General features: G+C 71.1%; 13 protein-coding genes. 4 read left to right on the top strand and 9 right to left on the bottom strand.

The window, feature by feature from the left end; translation table 11 throughout:
- Positions 1-50 precede the first annotated feature (50 nt).
- The 5 genes from ADK57_RS39970 to ADK57_RS39990 all read right to left on the bottom strand — a co-directional run bounded on the left by ADK57_RS39970 (position 51) and on the right by ADK57_RS39990 (position 6,393).
- A complete protein-coding gene (locus tag ADK57_RS39970) occupies positions 51-1,544 on the bottom strand; it encodes an SDR family NAD(P)-dependent oxidoreductase (protein ID WP_053754633.1) in 1,494 nt (497 codons plus the stop codon).
- Between the two features lie 103 nt (positions 1,545-1,647).
- A complete protein-coding gene (locus ADK57_RS39975; RefSeq protein WP_053754634.1) occupies positions 1,648-2,976 on the bottom strand; it encodes a wax ester/triacylglycerol synthase family O-acyltransferase in 1,329 nt (442 codons plus the stop codon).
- A gap of 148 nt (positions 2,977-3,124) precedes the next feature.
- Positions 3,125-4,345 (bottom strand): glucose-1-phosphate adenylyltransferase, encoded by a 1,221-nt coding sequence (glgC, locus tag ADK57_RS39980; RefSeq protein WP_053754635.1) that lies wholly within the window; start codon positions 4,343-4,345, stop codon positions 3,125-3,127.
- Between the two features lie 80 nt (positions 4,346-4,425).
- On the bottom strand, positions 4,426-5,577 hold the full coding sequence (gene glgA, locus ADK57_RS39985; RefSeq protein ID WP_053754636.1) for a glycogen synthase: 1,152 nt from the start codon (positions 5,575-5,577) through the stop codon (positions 4,426-4,428).
- A gap of 39 nt (positions 5,578-5,616) precedes the next feature.
- Positions 5,617-6,393 carry a (2Fe-2S)-binding protein gene (locus tag ADK57_RS39990; RefSeq protein ID WP_078973591.1) on the bottom strand — a complete coding sequence of 259 codons (777 nt, stop codon included), beginning with the start codon at positions 6,391-6,393 and terminating at the stop codon, positions 5,617-5,619.
- 210 nt (positions 6,394-6,603) lie between these two features.
- Between ADK57_RS39990 and ADK57_RS39995 the strand changes: the two genes are divergently transcribed.
- The gene (locus tag ADK57_RS39995) at positions 6,604-7,857 is read left to right on the top strand and encodes a DMT family transporter (protein ID WP_053754637.1); all 1,254 of its coding nucleotides are present in this window, start codon (positions 6,604-6,606) and stop codon (positions 7,855-7,857) included.
- Here ADK57_RS39995 and ADK57_RS40000 read toward each other — a convergent pair.
- On the bottom strand, positions 7,847-9,019 hold the full coding sequence (locus tag ADK57_RS40000) for a transglycosylase family protein (RefSeq protein ID WP_053754638.1): 1,173 nt from the start codon (positions 9,017-9,019) through the stop codon (positions 7,847-7,849). The two genes, ADK57_RS39995 and ADK57_RS40000, sit on opposite strands and share 11 nt — an antisense overlap.
- Before the next feature lie 288 nt (positions 9,020-9,307).
- Here ADK57_RS40000 and gndA point away from each other — a divergent pair, with 288 nt between their 5' ends.
- The gene (gndA, locus tag ADK57_RS40005) at positions 9,308-10,747 is read left to right on the top strand and encodes an NADP-dependent phosphogluconate dehydrogenase (RefSeq protein ID WP_053754639.1); all 1,440 of its coding nucleotides are present in this window, start codon (positions 9,308-9,310) and stop codon (positions 10,745-10,747) included.
- Between the two features lie 565 nt (positions 10,748-11,312).
- Here gndA and ADK57_RS40010 read toward each other — a convergent pair.
- The 3 genes from ADK57_RS40010 to panD all read right to left on the bottom strand — a co-directional run bounded on the left by ADK57_RS40010 (position 11,313) and on the right by panD (position 12,553).
- A complete protein-coding gene (locus tag ADK57_RS40010; protein WP_053754640.1) occupies positions 11,313-11,498 on the bottom strand; it encodes a hypothetical protein in 186 nt (61 codons plus the stop codon).
- 245 nt (positions 11,499-11,743) lie between these two features.
- On the bottom strand, positions 11,744-12,094 hold the full coding sequence (locus tag ADK57_RS40015) for a GNAT family N-acetyltransferase (protein ID WP_053754641.1): 351 nt from the start codon (positions 12,092-12,094) through the stop codon (positions 11,744-11,746).
- A gap of 39 nt (positions 12,095-12,133) precedes the next feature.
- Positions 12,134-12,553: an aspartate 1-decarboxylase gene (gene panD, locus ADK57_RS40020; protein WP_053754642.1), complete on the bottom strand. Its 420-nt coding sequence runs from the start codon at positions 12,551-12,553 to the stop codon at positions 12,134-12,136.
- Positions 12,554-13,438: 885 nt separating this feature from the next.
- On the opposite strand from panD, the gene ADK57_RS40025 reads away from it, so the two are divergent.
- Together ADK57_RS40025 and ADK57_RS40030 are read left to right on the top strand one after the other, a co-directional pair.
- Positions 13,439-14,476, top strand: a complete 1,038-nt coding sequence (locus tag ADK57_RS40025; RefSeq protein WP_199830785.1) for a LacI family DNA-binding transcriptional regulator — start codon at positions 13,439-13,441, stop codon at positions 14,474-14,476.
- A 237-nt stretch (positions 14,477-14,713) separates the two neighbouring features.
- Positions 14,714-16,323, top strand: a 1,610-nt coding sequence (locus ADK57_RS40030) for an RICIN domain-containing protein (protein WP_053754644.1), incomplete at its 3' end; no start/stop codon positions are given.

Raw genomic sequence — 16,323 nt, forward strand, 5'->3', positions numbered from 1 at the left:
CGCGTCCTACCGTAGGCCGACGGCACCCCGCCGGCCAACGGATTTGCGCCCTACCACTTGCCCGGCGCGTAGTCCTTCAGGAAGACGCCGTACACGTCCTCGCCCTCCTCGCCGCGGACGATCGGGTCGTAGACGCGGGCCGCGCCGTCGACCAGGTCGAGGGGGGCGTGGAAGCCCTCCTCCGCGAGGCGCAGCTTGTCGTAGTGCGGGCGCTCGTCGGTGATCCAGCCGGTGTCGACCGAGGTCATGAGGATGCCGTCGGTCTGGAACATCTCCTGGGCGCTGGTCCGCGTCACCATGTTCATCGCGGCCTTTGCGGCGTTCGTGTTCGGGTGGCCGGCGCCCTTGTAACCGCGGCCGAAGACGCCTTCCATGGCCGAGACGTTCACGACGTGCGCGCGTCCGCTCCTCGCCTTCCCGGCGGCAGCCGCCATGACCGGGCGGAGCTTGCTGATCAGGACGAACGGCGCCGTGTAGTTGCACAGCTGGGTTTCGAGGAGCTCCACCGGGGAGATCTGCTCGATCGTCTGCACCCAGGTGTTGCTGTCGACGACGTCGGGGACCAGGCCGCCCGCGTCGATGGCGGTGCCGTCGAGGTGCCGGGCGACACTGGCGTTGCCCGCGACCAGGGCGAGGTCGGCCACCTGCTGCGCGTCCATGCCGGAGATTCCGGCGGGCAGGGCGGCGAGGCCGTCCACCGCGCCGGAGCCGAAGGCGCCGATGACGTGGTGGGCGGGGAGCTCCCCGGCGGGCAGCGGGGCGCTCTCGCCCTCGACCAGGGCGGCGTAGGCGGAGGGCAGGCGGCGCACGGTCTGCGTCGCGTTGTTGATGAGGATGTCCAGGGGGCCCGCCTCGGCGACCTGGTCGGCGAGGGCCACGGCCTGCGCCGGGTCGCGCAGGTCGATGCCGACGACCTCGAGGCGGTGCATCCAGTCCGCCGAGTCGTCCATGGCCTTGAAGCGGCGGATGGCGTCCTTCGGGAAGCGGGTGGTGATCGTCGTGTGCGCGCCGTCGCGCAGCAGCCGCAGCGCGATGTACATGCCGATCTTGGCGCGGCCGCCGGTGAGCAGGGCGCGCTTGCCGGTGAGGTCGGCGCGGGCGTCGCGCTTGGCACGGTTCAGGCGGGCGCAGTCGGGACAGAGCTGGTGGTAGAAGTAGTCGACTTCCACGTACCGGGCCTTGCAGGTGTAGCAGGAGCGCGGGCGCTGGAGTATCCCCGCGACCTGCCCCTCCTCGGTGCCCGACGACGGCAGGATGCCCTCCGTCTCGTCGTCGATGCGCTGGGCGGAGCCGGTCGCCGTGGCCTCCGTGACCGCCTTGTCGTGCGCGGTCTTGGCGGCCCGGCGCTCCTGGCGGCGGCGCTGCTTGACGGTGCGGTAGATGCCCGCGGTGGCGCGACGCACGGCGATCGCGTCGGGGTGGTCGACGTCCAGCTTGTCGAGCTCCTCGAGCACGCTGAGGCAGACGGCGAGCCGCTCCGGGTCGATGCCGGGACCGTAGACGATCTCGTCCGTGGTCGCCGAGCCGTTGTCTGTCACCGTCATGGCCGCTGCCGTTCCCTGGGTGTTTCGTGCGGCGCTCCGACGGCGACGCGTTCGAACGGGGAATTTTACGGAGCACCGGGCCGCAGCGCCAAACCCGCGACGATCATGGGTCGCAGGCAGTGATCAGCGTCTCCACCTCCTGGGTCACGGCGAGGGCCAGCCGGTCGAGATCCGGTACGGCCGTGGCGTCGGCGACGAGCCCGTAGTGGACGCGCCCGCGGTACGTCGAGATGGCGACCGCGAGGGACTGGCCGCGGGCCAGCGGGGCGAAGGGATAGACCTCCGTCACGGGGTTGCCGCCGAGCTTCAGACCGATGCCCGGCAGGGGCACGCTGGTGACCAGGATGTCGAACCAGAGCCGGGCGGCCTGGCTCACGAAGGGGCCGCCCAGCCGGTGGCCGAGCGCCGGGACGTGGTCGGCGAGCAGGGCGACGGCGCCGGCGCCCCGGTTGGGCCCGGCGTCCTTGTTCCGGTCCATGGCCGTACGCACCGTGGCGAGGCGGCCGAGCGGGTCCGGGTCGGCGACGGGAAGCCGTATCAGGTACCCGGAGAGCCGGTTGCCCTGTGGGTGGGCGGTGCGCGGGCGGCGCCGGGACACGGGGATCAGGGCGCGGGGCGCCACGCCCTCGCTGCCGTCGCCGCGCTCGTCGAGCCAGCGGCGCAGGGCACCCGCGACGACGGCGATCAGGACGTCGTTGACGGTGCCGCCGACGGCCTTGCGGACGCGGTGCACGTCGTCGATGTCGACGGCGACCCCGGCGGTGCGGCGGGTCCCGGTGGACTGGGCGGTGAGGGCGGCGGACGTGCGGACGTCCAGGGTGGAGCGGGCGACCGAGGCGCCGATGTCCAGAGCCCGGCTCACGTCGGACAGGGCACCGCGCACCAGTCCCGGCAGTCTGCGGACGTCCGGGAGGAGGCCGCGCGGCGGCTCGGCGGGGCGAGGACGGCGGGTCGGCACGTCCATGGGGTCCAGGATCGCGGCGGCGAGCGTCAGCGCGCGCAGGCCGTCGGCCAGGGCGTGGTGGAACTTGAACAGCACGGAGAAGGAGACGCCGTCCTCCCCCGGCAGCACATGCGCCTCCCACGGCGGCCGGTCCCGGTCCAGCGGCCGCTGCATGAGCCGGCCGGCCTCGGCCTGGAAGTCCGCGGTCGGGGCGTGCAGGGTGACATGGTCGAGCGGGTCGAAGTCCGGAGCGGGGTCACGCGCCGCGCCGCCGAAGGCCCCCGGGAAGCCCAGGGGCCACACGTCCCGGATCCGCATCCGCAGTCCGGGCACCGCGGCGGCCCGGGCGGCCAGCAGGTCGGCCGCGTGGGCGCCCGCCGTGGGCGAGTGTGCCGTGAAGACGCCGAGCGCACCCAGGTGCATGGGGTGCTCGGCGGATTCCATGTTCCAGAACGCCAGGTCGAGAGGTGCGAGCAGGTCAGGAGTCAATGGCTTGCCTCGCGTCGACGAAGGGTGAGTCAGCAGTCAATCGCCCCCCGGCGATTACGGTCAAGTACGATCAAGCTACACACAGTTAACATCAGATTAAGTCCGACCGTCGATGTCCCAGCTGCAACAGGGGCACCGAAGGACGCGATCAGGGCACCTGCTGGCCCTTGCCCAGCCCGATGACTCCGCCCTTGGACACCGTGTACAGCTCGGCGTCCCGCTCGGGATTCACACCGATGGTCGCGCCGGGCGGCACCTCGACGTTCTTGTCGAGCACGGCGCCCCGCACCACGGCGCCCCGCCCGATGTGCACGTTGTCGTGCAGCACCGAGCCCTGGACGACGGCTCCCGGGTCGACCACGACACCCGGCGAGAGGACCGACCGGGTGACCTGGCCGCGGATCAGGCAGCCCGCGCTGATGATGGACTCGCTGGCGATGCCGCCGGCGTTGAAGCGGGCCGGGGACAGTTGGTACGAGTGGGTGTAGATGGGCCACTGCCGGTTGTAGAGGTTGAACGCGGGGCGCTCGGCGATCAGGTCCATGTGGGCGTCGTAGTACGCGTCCAGCGTGCCGACGTCCCGCCAGTAGCCCTGGTCGCGGGTGGTCTCGCCGGGCACGTGGTTGGCGCTGAAGTCGTAGAGCTGGGCCTCGCCGCGGTCGGTGAGCTGGGGCAGGATCGAACCGCCCATGTCGTGCACCGACTTCGGGTCCTCGGCGTCCCGCTGCAGCGCCTCGATGAGGGCCTTGGTGGTGAAGATGTAGTTGCCCATCGAGGCGAACACGCGCTCCGGGTCGTCGGCCAGGCCGGGCGGGTCGGCCGGCTTCTCCAGGAACCGCTCCACCGTCTGGCCGTCCGAGCCGGGAGTGATCACGCCGAACGACGGCGACTCGCCACGCGGGACGCGTATCCCGGCCACCGTGACACCCGCGCCGCTCTCGATGTGCTGGGCGAGCATCTGCCGCGGGTCCATGCGGTAGACGTGGTCGGCACCGAAGACGGCCACATAGTCGGGGCGTTCGTCGTGGACCAGATTCAGGGACTGAAGAAGCGCGTCCGCGCTGCCCAGGTACCAGCGCGGGCCCAGTCGCTGCTGGGCCGGGACCGGGGTGACGTAGTTGCCGAGCAGGCTGGACATCCGCCAGGTGGTGGTGATGTGCCGGTCCAGCGAGTGCGACTTGTACTGCGTGAGGACGCAGATGCGCAGGATGTCGCCGTTGACGAGGTTGGACAGGACGAAGTCGACCAGGCGGTACGTGCCGCCGAAGGTGACCGCGGGTTTCGCCCGGTCCGCGGTCAAGGGCATCAGGCGCTTGCCCTCTCCGCCCGCCAACACGATTCCGAGCACCGAAGGACCACCACGACGCATGGCCTCTCCCCTCACCCTGGTTGATCCATTCCTGCCCCTGAGCAGGTCACGCTACGCCTGTTCGAGAAACTCCCGTCGCACTAATCCTGTTTGAGGATCCCCTCGTAGAGCCGGACCGTGCGCCGGGCGACCGCTTCCCAGCCGAACTCGCCCACCGCACGCTCCCGCCCCGCCTCACCCATCTCCCGCGCGGCCGCCGGGTCCCCGAGGACCGAGTCCAGCGCCCGCGCGAGACCCGTCTCGAAGCCGTCGTCCACCGGGACGAGTAACCCCGTCTTGCCGTCGTCCACGACCTCGGGAATACCGCCGACCCGCGAGGCCACGACGGGGGTCCCGCACGCCATCGCCTCCAGGTTGACGATGCCGAGGGGTTCGTACACCGAAGGGCAGACGAACACCGCGGCGTGCGTGAGAAGTTGGATCACCTCGGGGCGCGGCAGCATCTGCGGGATCCAGTGCACGCCCTCGCGGACCCGGCTCAGCTCCCGGAAGAGGTCGCGGAACTCCTGGTCGATCTCGGGGGTGTCGGGGGCACCCGCGCACAGCACCACCTGCGCGGCCGGGTCGATGTCCCGGACCGCGCGCAGCAGGTGGGGGACGCCCTTCTGGCGGGTGATGCGGCCGACGAACAGGACGTACGGGCGGGTCGGGTCCAGGCCGACGCGGCGCAGGACGTCGGTGCCGTGGTCCGGTTGGTAGAGGGTGGTGTCGATGCCGTTGTGCACGATGTGGACCTTGGCCGGATCCAGCGCCGGGTAGCAGCCGAGGATGTCGTCGCGCATGGCGCCGGAGACGGCGATCACTCCGTCGGCGGACTCGATCGCGGTGCGCTCCGCCCAGCTGGACAGGGCGTATCCGCCGCCGAGTTGCTCGGCCTTCCAGGGGCGCAGGGGCTCCAGCGAATGGGCGGTCATCACATGCGGGATGCCGTACAGCAGCTTGCCGAGGTGGCCGGCGAGGTTGGCGTACCAGGTGTGGGAGTGGACCAGCTCCCGGCCTTCGAGGCCGGCGGTCATCGCGAGGTCCACGGAGAAGGTGCGCAGCGCGTCGTTGGCGGTGTCCAGCGCGGACCAGGGGCGGTGGCGGATCACGCCCTCCGCGCGGCCCTCGCCCCAACAGTGCACATCAAGGTCGACGAGGGATCTCAACTCCCGGGCGAGGAACTCGACATGGACACCCGCACCGCCGTACACGTCCGGCGGGTACTCCCGGGTCAGCAGGCCCACTCGCACCCGGAACCCCCTGTCTCAGCGGCTGGTTGCCCTTCATGGTCACCCAGATGCGGCGCGCGGGGAAGACCGCGGTGCTCGTGTGAAGCAACAGTCACCGCACACTCCTCCGCCGGGCACACGGTAGTAGAGGCAGCAGCTGCGCCGTCGGAAGGCGGTCCCGGTGAGAGTGCCGGCGCCGGCGAGGAGGGGGTGGGCGAGGAGTTCCACGGTGCGGGCGCGGGCCGACGCGGCCACGTCCGTACGGCCGTGGGCCCGAGCCCAGCCGTCCAGCTGCCGGGCGGCACCCGCGAGCGCGGAGGCGGCGTTGCCCCACAGCAGACCTTCGGCGACTCCGTACCGGTCGTGCAGGTTGTCGTTCAGCGGCTGGAGGTGCCCCCGCAGCACGACGTCCGCGAGGGTCGCCGCGTCCGCGGGCAGCGGCCGTACGACGGACAGCCACAGGTCGTCGGGGGCACTGCCGTCGGGATCCCAGTGCAGCAGGCGCGGGTCGAGGTCGGGGATCCGGCCGTAGAGGGCGGCGCAGCCGAGGGCCACGGACCACAGGCGGGCCGCGAGCCCCTGCTGAGCGACCGAGGCCGCGATCCGCACCTCGGGAGCACGAAGGGCGTTCCCTACTTTCCGGACACGGAAAGTCATGGAAGTCATAGAATTGCCGTAAAGGTCCGACGGACCGTTCTCGTACATGTGCGCGAGCGTCGACGGTGACGCGGCCGGGACTCCTGCCGCGCCTGGTGTCGTGCGAAGGGCGAAGAAGCCGCCGAGCTGACGCAGTGCGGCGAGATCGGGGTCGAGGTCCACGAAGACCAGTAGTACCAAGGCCTCTAGGGGCTCCGACCACTAGGGGTCCGCCCAGGGTCACCCACCCTGGGGATGATGGCGCCCGATTCGTACTCCATCGGCAGTAGGACCCATTGCCTGCTCAGGGACGACGACGGGAAGAACTTTTCACGGGATCGTGTTGGTTATGGAAGCCGACCGTACGCCGCGCCGGGCTCAGCGCCCCCGCCTCACGCAGAGGAGTCGCTCATGAGTGCCCTCGCGTTGTCCGTGCTGCTGTCGTTCGTCTCCGCCGTGGCGTACGCGGGCGGAGCGATCGTCCAGGAGCAGGTGGCGGTCTCTTCCCCCGGTCAGCAGTACGCGCCGCTGCGCCGGCCCATCTGGTGGGCGGCGGTCGCGCTGAACGGCCTGGGCGGACTGCTGCACGTGGTGGCGCTCGCCTACGGCCCGCTGAGCCTGGTCCAGCCGCTGGGTGCGCTGACCATCGTCTTCGCCCTGCCCATGGCGGCACTGTTCGTCGGCCGCAAGGCCGGCGCGACGGCGTGGCGCGGCGCGATCATGGCGACGGTCGGTCTCGCCGGTCTGCTCTCCCTGGTCGGCGCGTCCGACGCGCAGTCGCTGGACACCGCGCAGCGGGTGGGCGTGGCCGTCGTCACCGCCGGTGCGGTGATCACGCTGATGATCGCCGGCCGGGCCGCACACCGGCACCCGGCGGTGCGCAGCATCCTGCTGGCGATCGCGTCCGGCATAGCGTTCGGCATGTCCTCGGTGTTCACGAAGACCGTCGCCGTCGACTGGACGGGCGGGGTCTCCACGGCCGACGTGCCGTCCCTGGCGGTGATCGGCGTCCTGGCCACGGCCGGCATGCTGCTGTCCCAGGCCTCCTACCGCGGCGCGGGCCTCGCGGCCCCGCTGGCCACGCTCACGGTCGTGAACCCGGTGGCGGCGGCCGCGGTCGGCATCACGATGTTCGGCGAAACCTTCCGCTACGGCACGACGGGCACCGCCCTCGCACTGAGCTGCGGTGTCGTGGCGGCCGGCGGCCTGATCCTGCTGACCACGGAGCGGATGGAGCGCACGCACGCGGAGTCGGCGGAGCCGCTCCCCGAGCCCGCCGTCCGGCCGGTGGCGCACCTGCCCGAGCGGGTCCCTGCCGAGGGACCGTCGGCGCGGGTGCCGGAGCAGCCGGTCGTCGCGGGGGTGCGGGAGGGCGTGCTCGTCCCGACCCCGTCGACTGCGGCGATTCAGGAAGCCGCGCTCGTCCCGGGCCCGGCGGCTGCCGCGATCCCGGAAGGCGTGCTCGTCCCGGGCCCGGTGCCGCCACCGGCGCTGGAAGGTGTCCCACCGGTCCTGGAGAGCGTCCCGCCCGCCCTGGAGGAGGCCCCGGGGGACACGGAGCCGCCGGAGCCCGACGTGCCGCCGTATCTCTACGGTCCCTTCTACGGCGGCCCCTTCATCCCGCTGCCGGTCCGCAACCGGCACCGGACCCGCGTCAAATCCTGACGCCGCCGGCCCGCAGATAGGCCACCGGGTCGATGTCCGTTCCGAAGCCGGGCCCCGTCCGCACCTCGAAGTGCAGATGCGGGCCCGTACTGTTGCCCGTGGAGCCCGAGCGGCCGATGCGCCGCCCGCCTCCCACCGTCTGCCCGGCCTTCACGGAGATCGCCGACAGATGCGCGTACTGGGTGTAGCGGCCGTCGGAGTGCCGGATCACCACCTGGTACCCGAACGAACCGCCCCACCCGGCGGTGACGACCTCGCCGGCCGCGACCGCCTGCACGGACGTGCCGGTGGGCACGGCGAAGTCGACGCCGGTGTGGTAGCCCTTCGACCAGGAGGAACCCGCCTTGTGGTAGGGCGTGCCCGTGGCGGCGTTCACCGGGGAGACCACGGAATGGCCGGTCGTGGCCTTCTCTTCGGTGTCCTGGGTGTTCTGGGTGCCCGAAGAGGCCTTCTCGCCCGTGGACTTGCTGCTGGTGTGGGTGCTCGCGGTGGTGCCGGCGGCCTCCTGACCGCGCACCTTCAGCCGCTGGCCGGGCATGATCAGGTCGGGGTCCGAGCCGATGGTCTGCCGGTTGGCCGTGTACAGCCCGCGCCAACCGCCCTGGACGCGCTGGGCGTCGGCGATCGCAGAGAGCGAGTCGCCGCGGACCACCGTGTACATCTCGGCGGTCCCGGCCCGGGACTGGGGCGTGGTCTGCGGCTGTACGTCCGCCACGGAGCCGCTGCCCGTCTTCTTCGCGGTGCTGTCGCCGGTCCCGGCGGGACGGATGTCCGGCGTGTCGCCGCCCCGTGTCAGCCCGGCCCGCCCCGAGCACACCGGCCAGGCTCCGGGCCCCTGCCCGTCCAGCACCTTCTCCGCCACGGCGATCTGCTGGTCCTTGGTGGCCAGATCCGCCCGGGGCGCGTACCGCGTGCCGCCGTACGCCTCCCAGGTGGACCGGGTGAACTGCAGTCCGCCGTAGTAGCCGTTGCCGGTGTTGATGTTCCAGTCGTTGCTCGACTCGCACGCGGCGACCTTGTTCCAGGTGTCCACGTCGGCGGCCTGCGCGGCCCCGGCACCGATGAGCGGCATCGCCATCCCGGCGCCACCCGCCGTGACGGTGAGCGAGGCGCGGTTGATCCTGTTCGGCTGATACCGGCGGTGCCGGCCGCGTACGGCCATGAAAAGCCCCCCTCGACATGCGTCAGGAGGGGCAAAAGTAAGCGCTGCGAACAGGCCATGACAAGACGGCAATCGGCCGCGCTGCGGCCCCAAGCAACAAGGAACGACCGCCAGTTGCGCAGCGGCTGAGGCAGGTGGGGCTTCCCGTGCGTATCAGCCTGCGGAACACCGCACACCCCGGACGTGCGGTCGCCGTACCGGCACGTCAGGATGGTCGAGGGGCAATACTGACGGGCACGACCGGCACCACCGACAACCGGATCCCCGGATCCTTGAGGAGCCAACCGAATGAGCACTTCAGCCCAGATCGGCGTCACGGGACTCGCGGTCATGGGCCGCAACCTCGCCCGCAACTTCGCGCGCAACGGCTTCACGGTCGCGGTGCACAACCGGACGGCGTCGCGTATGCACGCGCTGGTTGAGGAGTTCGGGAGCGAGGGGGACTTCGTCGCGGCCGAGACCGCCAAGGACTTCGTGGCGGCGCTGGAGCGGCCGCGGCGTCTGGTCGTCATGGTGAAGGCCGGTGAGCCGACCGACGCGGTGATCGAGGAGTTCGCCCCGCTCCTGGAGCCCGGCGACATGATCATCGACGGTGGCAACGCGCACTTCGCGGACACCCGTCGCCGGGAGCGCGCGCTGCGCGAGCAGGGCATCCACTTCGTCGGCACCGGCGTCTCCGGCGGCGAGGAGGGCGCCCTGCACGGGCCGAGCATCATGCCGGGCGGCTCCAAGGAGTCGTACGAATCGCTGGGACCGATGCTGGAGAAGATCTCCGCGAAGGCGGCGGACGGGGCGCCCTGTGTGACGCACGTGGGTCCGGACGGTGCCGGGCACTTCGTGAAGATGGTGCACAACGGTATCGAGTACGCCGACATGCAGCTGATCGGCGAGGCGTACCAACTGCTGCGCGATGTCGCCGGATACGAGCCCGCGCAGATCGCCGAGATCTTCCGTACGTGGAACACCGGGCGGCTCGACTCCTACCTGATCGAGATCACCGCCGAGGTGCTGTCCCACGTTGACGCGGCGACCGGCAAGCCGTTCGTGGACGTCGTGGTGGACGAGGCCGAGCAGAAGGGCACCGGTCGCTGGACCGTCCAGATCGCCCTCGACCTCGGCGTCCCGGTCTCCGGCATCGCGGAGGCGGTCTTCGCCCGCTCGCTGTCCGGTCACGCGGCGCTTCGGGATGCCTCGCGCGGGCTTGCCGGACCGAAGGCGTCGCCGCTGAGCGAGTCCGAGGCCGGGGCCTTCGCGGACCGGGTGGAGCAGGCGCTGTACGCCTCGAAGATCGTGTCGTACACGCAGGGCTTCCACGAGATCGCCGCGGGCAGTGAGGAGTACGGCTGGGACATCGACCTCGGCGCCGTCTCCTCGATCTGGCGGGGCGGCTGCATCATCCGCGCGGCCTTCCTGGACCGTATCCGCGCCGCGTACGACGCCCGGGCCGACCTGCCGAGCCTGCTGGCGGACGAGACGTTCGCGCAGGAGATCGCGGCGGCCCAGGACGACTGGCGCGAGGTCCTCGTCGCCGCCACCCGCCAGGGCGTCCCGACGCCGGGCTTCGCCGCCGCCCTCGCCTACTACGACGCACTGCGCGCCGAGCGGTTGCCCGCGGCGCTCACGCAGGGGCAGCGGGACTTCTTCGGCGCGCACACCTACCGGCGCACCGACCGGGACGGATCGTTCCACACGCTGTGGGGCGGGGACCGGTCGGAGGTTTCCGAGTAGGCGGGCGTCGCGGAAGTTCAAAGCGGCGGTGGGCGGCCGAGCGGCCGTCCACCGCCGCTTTGCGCTCCGGAGGGCCCGGGGACGGGCGCATTTTGCGCCGAGGGCCCGGGGGCGGGCGGACCCGGCTCAGGACAGCGGCGGTCCCGGCTCCGGGTTCGGGACGGGCTCCGGCCCCGGCGGGATCGGGGACGGGGAGGGCTCCGGGGTCGGCCGCGGGGGTTGGTTCGGGTCCGGGCCGGGCGCGGGCGGAGTCGGGTCCGGGCCCGGCGGAGGCGGCGCCGGGTCGGGGTACGGCTTCGGGGGCTGGGGATCCGGACCGGGCGTGGGCCCCGGCCCGGGGCCCGGTGTGGGGTCCGGGTGGACGGGGTCGGGGTACGGGTTCGTCATGGCGTCCTCCGGCCAGTCGGTCGACGTCGGCTCTGGACTACTCCCCCGCGTACCCGACGGCAGCGCCACCACTCACTCGGCCGCGTGAAGGCGCTGAGCCGGGTGGGTCTGCCGGTGTGCGCGCCGCGTAGGTACTCGCCGTGTGCGGGACCGCCGCGCGTCTGCCGGGTGCTTCCCGTTATGCGAACCGGCCGGGCTGGTGGTCGCCGGCGGGCCGCCGGACGATGACGTTCCCGCGGTTGAAGGCGTTGACGAGGGCGATGGCGAGAGCGATGGCGAGGTCGCGCACCAGGGCGGCGAACTGCTCCTCGTCGTGGTGCTCGGCCGCATTCGCCCAGGCGTTCAGCCGAGACCCAGGGTGCACTCCTATGCCGAGTCGGCGGCTACACCTCCCTGACGCAAACAAGCTCGGCACGATGTGACATGAGCGAATGTGACGCCATCTCGCGGGTGGTCGTCAGGAGTCGGGCCGGGAAGGAGCGGCTGAGGCGCAGTGGCCGAAGCGGAGTGGCCGAGGCGCAGTGGCCGAAGCGGAGTGGCCGCGACGGAGTGGTCGAGGCGCAGTGGCCGCGACGGAGTGGTCGAGGCGGAGTGCTCGGACCGGGTCGCTCAGAACCGTCCCGGATGCGCCACCAGCCACTCCTTCGCCGCCCGCAGCAGCTCCGGGTCGGCCGGCGGAGCCTCGTCGGGGTGGCGTTCGGCCCACTTGACGACGTACGGGCACAGCGGGGCGACGACGATGCCCTCGCGCTTCGCCGTGGCGAACAGCTCACGCGCGAGGGAGCCCGCGATGCCCTTCCCCTCGTGGGCCGGTTCGACGATCGTGTGGACCGGAACGAGCGCGCCCTCGGGCGATTCGAGAACGAAGTACTCGATGTGGCCGACCACTTCACCCGAACCGTCGCCGATCGCCTCCAGGCGGCCCGCCGCCCGGTCGTCGCGGATCTCGATGTCGCTCATGGGCACGCTCCTGGTCCGAAGATCGCCGAAAGTCAGGGGTCAGGCCACCACGGCCTGCGGGCTGCGCTCCTGGTCCGAGCCAGGCACCGGCTCGGACGGGTCGGCCCCCAGGGCCACGACGCGGTTGTCGCGGTCCACGTGCACGACCCGGGGCTCCAGTGCCCGCGCCTCGGCGTCGGTCACCTGAGCGTAACTGATGATGATCACCAGATCGCCGGGATGGACGAGGTGGGCGGCCGCTCCGTTGATACCGACGACGCCCGAACCGCGCTCGCCTTCGATGACGTACGTCTCGAGCCGGGCGCCATTGGTGATGTCGACGATGTGGACAAGCTCGCCGGGCAGCAGGTCGGCGGCGTCGAGCAGGTCGCCGTCGATGGTCACCGATCCCACGTAGTGCAGGTCGGCCTGGGTGACGGTGGCACGATGGATCTTGGACTTGAACATGGTGCGCAGCATGGAGGCACTCCCGGACCTAGGCTCCCTGCCTGCGTTCTTGCAGGTCAAGGGCTGTTTCCTTACCTTACAACGTGTCGCAGTTCCGGTCAGCATGCGCGGGGTTCTTGAGGACTCACGCTGACCAATCGCCGACTTTCCTGACGCGCCGTCAGGTCGCTCTCCGGGTCCATCGGCTCCCCAGACCTGCAGCCACAACGACGGCGACCAGCCTACGCACCGGCCACCACCGACCTCCGTGACCTTCGCCACTGCCGACCTGCATGCTCCGGATGTCTGCAGCAGCGGGACCGCCCCGCGCCGGGAAGGTCCGCCCTGCGCTCGGCGACCTCCGGACGCGGCCGTAAGTGCGATCCTCCGCAAGACGTTGGACGTGCGCAAAACGGTCACCAGCACAACCGGATCTCATGCAGGGAGAACGGGTTGAGCAAGCTGCAGTAGTCGACGGTGGAGAGCAGGGCGTCGGTTTCACGCATCACGCGATCGAACAGAACCGATCGCAGAGCGCAAGAAAGAGTGATCGCCCTGCGGAATCCCTGTCAAGACTCCGCGCTCAGCAAGTCATGACGGACCGGGTTCGGCCACAAGCCGCACATGCGGGCAGCCGGACCGGACGGACAGGCCTGACATGACTGCCCCTCGAACCGTCCCGGGCGGAGCAATTCCACTTGAGCTGGAGATGTGCATGCCGGGCACGCCTTCCTCAGGCACCTGCGGCACCTCGCTCCGCCCGGCCACGGGCCTCGACGGCCACCAGCACCTCAGGCAAGTGACGTTGCGAGAACACTTGACGTGCGGTCGACGGCTGCGTACACATTGACCGCGCGGTCAGACCGCGTGGTCATGTTACTGAGCTCGTTCGATGTATGCACAGGCCTGGGAGACTTCATGACAACAGGGGTGGAGCGCGGAGCAGGCTCCGCCGTGCCGCGCAGTGCGGACGTGGCCAGGCTGGCCGGCGTCTCACGCAAGACGGTCTCCCGGGTCCTCAACAACGAGCCGTACGTCTCCGCCGAGTCCCGTCAGCGTGTCCTCGCGGCCGCCGAGGAGCTCGGCTACCGGCGGAACCACGCGGCCAGGGCACTGGCCTCGGGACGCACCCGTTCCATCGGTGTCGTCGCTCTGGGCACCGCCGGGTATGGAACCGCCTCCCTGCTCGTAGGCATTGAGCAGGCCGTACGGAACGCCGGTTACGCACTTCGCGTGGTCAACACACCGGACGGCGACCCGGAAAGCATCGCCGAGGCCGTGGAATCACTCCTCGAACAGGGCGTGGACGGCGTCGTCGTCTCCGAACCCGTTGTCGAGGGAGAAGTCCCGCTCGGTGTCGACGTGCCGGTCCTCTTCCTCGGAGCGCCACCCTCGTTCGCCGCCGCCCGGACACTGACCGTCGGTGTGGGCGCCCATCAGCTGGCGCGCGCGGCCACCGAACACCTGCTGAACCTGGGACACGCGACCGTCCATCACCTCGCGGGGCCGCGGCGGTGGTACGCCACCAAGGACCGCATCGAGGGATGGCGTGCGGCGCTGGCGGCACGGGGTGCGCACGAACCGCCTCTGCTGAACGGTGACTGGTCGGCGGCCTCCGGGTATGCCGCGGGCCGCGGGCTGGCCTCGGACCGCTCGGTGACCGCGGTGTTCGCCGCGGGCGACGAGATGGCCATCGGACTGATCCACGGCCTGCGGGAAGGCGGTCGTCGTGTGCCGGACGACATCAGTGTCGTCGGTTTCGACGGCAACCCCGTCTTCGCCTACGTCTCGCCTCCCCTGACCACCGTCCGTCAGCCCTTCGAAGCCGCGTCGAGCGAAGGAATCCGGCTTCTCCTCCACGCCATCGAGAATCCCGACACCGAACTGCCACCCGCGAACGACCCACCCGTCGAACTCGTCGTCCGCGGCTCGACCGCACCTCCCCCCTCCCTCTGACCCAACCCCCTGCATCCCTGCTGCGGTGCAGGCCCACACGCCTGGGCGCCCACAGCTCGCCAATGCGCGCTTGTCGCTCCGCGCCCCCCGGTGCTCGCGAGTCGCGCCCGGCAGCGTCGCCCGGCCGTACCCCGGGAGACGCGCCCAAAGAACTCCGTCGCTTCCGCGGGATCTCTCCCAGGGCCGGCGGGCACCGAAAAAAAACCTCCCCTCCCCTCCCCCGCTTGGGAGCCGCACATGTCCCCCGCACAGCCAGGCGCCAGACCCGACGCCGCCCCGCGTCCCCGCCCCACCACTCTCCTGTTCCTGCTGCTCGCCCTGATCGTCGCGGCGGCGGCTCTGATCCTGCCCGCGGCGGGCAGGGCAGACGCCATCTCCCGCCCCGCGCAGACGATGTACACGCCGCCGCCGGACGCGCCCGCCCCCGGCTCGCTCTACCCGCGGGCGATGCGTCTGCAGCACAACGGCTCGGCCAACGGCACCCTTCTCGCCACCTTCGAGCAGTGGACCAACAGCAAGCCGGTCTTCCCGATCTACCGCAGCACCGACAACGGCAACGCCTGGACGAAGATCTCGGAGGTCGCCGACACGCAGAACGGCTGGGGCATGCGCTGGGAGCCCAAGCTGTTCGAACTCCCCAAGGCCATGGGCGGCTTTCCCGCCGGCACGATCCTGGCTGCCGGTGACTCAGTCCCTGCCGACCGGTCGGCGACCAAGATCGACCTGTACGCCAGCACCGACCGCGGGCAGACCTGGACCTTCGTCAGCAACATCGCCACCGGTGGCGAGGCGATATCCAGCAACGGCCACACCCCCGTATGGGAGCCCTACTTCCTGGCATCCGGCGACAAGCTGATCGTCTACTACTCCGACCAGCGCGACACCGCCCACGGCCAGGAGATCGTCCACCAGGCCTCCACGGACCTGCGCGCCTGGGGACCGGTCGTCGACGACGTGTCGATGCCGACCTACGCGGACCGGCCCGGCATGCCGGTGGTCACCCGGCTGCCCAACGGCAACTACGTGATGACCCACGAGTACTGCAACGCGCCCGAGGGCGGCTGCTCCGTGTACTACAAGATCTCCGCAGATCCCGAGGCGTTCGGCTCCGTCAGCGGCCGGGTGCTGCGGGCGACCGACGGCACCATTCCCAGCGGGGCGCCATTCGTCACCTGGCTGCCCACCGGCGGCCCCAACGGCACCCTCGCCGTCAGCGGCGACACCGTGGAGGACCTGTTCCTCAACACCCAGAACGGTGACCCGAACGCCTGGACCCGTATCCGCGCCAACGTCCCGCGCGGCTACAGCCGCGGCTTGCTCCCCCTGGCCGACGGGCACAGCCTGATGGTCTTCAGCGGTGGCCGCAACGGCGTGAGCACCCTCAACCCCATCCAGTACAGCACGATCGACCTGGGCGGCGGGATCTCGGACGGCGCCACCTACACCGTGTCCAACGCGAACAGCGGCCTGAAGCTCGCCATCGCGGGCGGTTCCACCGCCAACGGCACCGCCGCCACCCAGCAGAGCGCCGACAACGCCACCGACCAGCAGTGGCGCTTCGCAGCGCAGCCCTCCGGCTACTTCAAGATCTTCAACGTGGCCAGCGGCAAGGTCCTCGGCGTGGAAAACCAGTCCACCGCCAATGGCGCCAGGATCCTCCAGTGGGACGACAACGGCACCCTCGACCACGAATGGGCCGTCGCCCCGAACCCCGCCGGCGGCTACACCCTGACCAACCGCGTCACCGGCAAGAACCTCGAGATCCCGAACGCCTCCACCACCACCGGAACCACCGCGGGCCAGTGGAGTGACACCGGCTGCGCCTGCCAGCGCTGGAACCTCACCCA

It is taken from the genome of Streptomyces sp. MMG1533 (assembly GCF_001279775.1).
Classification (GTDB): domain Bacteria; phylum Actinomycetota; class Actinomycetes; order Streptomycetales; family Streptomycetaceae; genus Streptomyces.